This window comes from Oleiphilus sp. HI0123 (assembly GCF_001635315.1).
The window spans coordinates 1-2,211 of sequence record NZ_LWGE01001757.1; the positions used below are offsets into that span (position 1 = coordinate 1).

Genomic DNA, 2,211 nt, shown 5'->3' on the forward strand with positions numbered 1-2,211 from the left:
CTTTCAGATGCGATTGGCTTTTTGACATTATTGTTCATTGAAATTGACGTGATTAAAGATCTCGCTGTTGCCGCAGGTGTAGGTGTGGCGGTTATTATTGTTACCAACCTTGTTCTCCATCCAGTGATCGTTTCGTACTCTGGTTTGAGTAAAGGTGGCCTGAAGCATGCTAAGCATGTTGAACTTCATGGTGACAAAAAGTGGCGCGCACTTTCATTTATGGCTCACCCAAGTGTGGCACCGATTTCAGTGCTTATTGCAATACTGGGTTGTGGTATAGGTCTCTACTACCAGAAAGATCTTAAAATAGGTGACTTGGATAAAGGTGCGCCAGAGCTGCGACCTGACTCTCGCTACAATTTAGATAACGACTATATTATCAGCAACTATAGTACCAGCGCCGATATTATGGTTGTGATGATTAAAACGCCAAAAGAAATGTGTTCGACCTATGAGTTAATGGATGTCATGGATCGTATGCAATGGCGTTTGGAAAATACACCAGGCGTTGAATCTACCGCTTCTTTGGTCTCAGTGTCCAAATTGGTGACTAAAGCGCTCAATGAGGGAAGCTTGAAGTGGTTTGAAATATCCCGAAATGAGTCAATTATTAACTCTTCTATACAGCGAGCACCTTCAGGCCTGGTTAATTCAGACTGTAGTATGACGCCAATGATCATCTTCTTGGAGGATCATGAGGCCGATACGCTTGATACTGTGATCGACACGATGGAAGACTTGATCGATCAGTACCCAAGTGAAAACTACCAGTTCTTACTTGCGGCAGGTAATGCAGGTGTTGAAGCGGCGACTAACGAGGTTATTTCCAAGGCTAAGAATGTCATGTTAGCCTCTGTTTACTCGGTCGTTAGTATTTTGTGTCTGATTACGTTCAGGTCTTTAGCTGCTGTTATTTGTATCGTTACACCTTTGGCACTTACCTCGGTTCTGTGTGAAGCGCTTATGGCTCAATTGGGTATTGGTATTAAAGTTGCGACACTTCCTGTTATTGCCTTGGGTGTGGGGATTGGTGTCGATTATGGTATCTATATCTATAGTCAGTTAGAGACTAAACTGAAACAAGGTGTGGTCTTACAAGAGGCTTACTTTCAGACGCTTAGAACGACAGGTAAAGCGGTCTGCTTTACGGGTATGACCCTTGGTTTGGGTGTATTTACTTGGATATTCTCGCCAATTAAATTCCAGGCAGATATGGGGATCCTGCTGTTCTTTATGTTCTTGTGGAACATGGTTGGCAGCTTGTGGTTGCTACCCGCGATGGCACGCTTCCTTGTTCGCCCTGATAAGATTGCTGCAAAAGAAAGAGCTAAGCTGGCAAAAGCTGCTGCTTAATCTTAAGGAGTCTAAAAACCCCGATACTCAATGAGTGTCGGGGTTTTTTCTTTTTTGGAGCCACTTAGGAATAAGGTCGCAGTTTTAGTATTGATGTGCATCGATCAACGTAAACTTGGAGATATCGGTACAAATTTACTTGTTTTTTGTTTAGAATCGCGCGCTTGTAATTTTTTAATTTTTAACTCATGTGACCTTTAGTAAGGGCCACCACTGATTTTGAGGTAGATATGCCAGTTATTACGCTTCCTGATGGTAGTCAACGTTCGTTTGAAAATGCTGTATCCGTATTGGATGTTGCTGCAGATATAGGTCCAGGTCTTGCCAAGGCAACCATCGCTGGTCGCGTAAATGATGTATTGGTCGATGCTTGTGAGTTGATTCAAGAAGATTCCACACTAAGTATTATCACTGCAAAAGATGAAGATGGCCTTGAAATATTGCGTCACTCATGCGCTCACCTTGTTGGTCACGCAATTAAGCAGCTTTGGCCTGATGTCAAAATGGCGATTGGCCCAACGATTGAAAATGGCTTCTACTATGATGTTGATTTAGAGCATCGTCTCACTGAAGAAGATATGGCAGCCCTCGAGAAGCGTATGCTTGAGCTTGCTAAGAAGAGCTATGACGTTGTTAAGAAGACCGTAAGCTGGCAAGAAGCACGAGATGCTTTCGAAGCGCGTGGTGAAACTTATAAAATGGAAATTCTTGACGAAAATATCGCCAAGACCGATACGCCAGCTTTGTATCACCATGAAGAATATATAGATATGTGCCGCGGCCCTCACGTGCCGAACATGAAATTCTGCCATCATTTTAAACTAATGCGTATTTCTGGCGCGTACTGGCGTGGCGATT

The 2,211-nt window shown here is 43.3% G+C and carries 2 protein-coding genes; both read left to right on the forward strand.

Annotation, left to right across the window (positions count from 1 at the left end):
* On the forward strand, nucleotides 1-1,353 hold a 1,353-nt coding region (locus A3761_RS23735), incomplete at its 5' end, for an RND family transporter (RefSeq protein WP_156492073.1).
* Between the two features lie 230 nt (nucleotides 1,354-1,583).
* On the forward strand, nucleotides 1,584-2,211 hold a 628-nt coding region (locus tag A3761_RS23740), incomplete at its 3' end, for a TGS domain-containing protein (protein WP_156492074.1).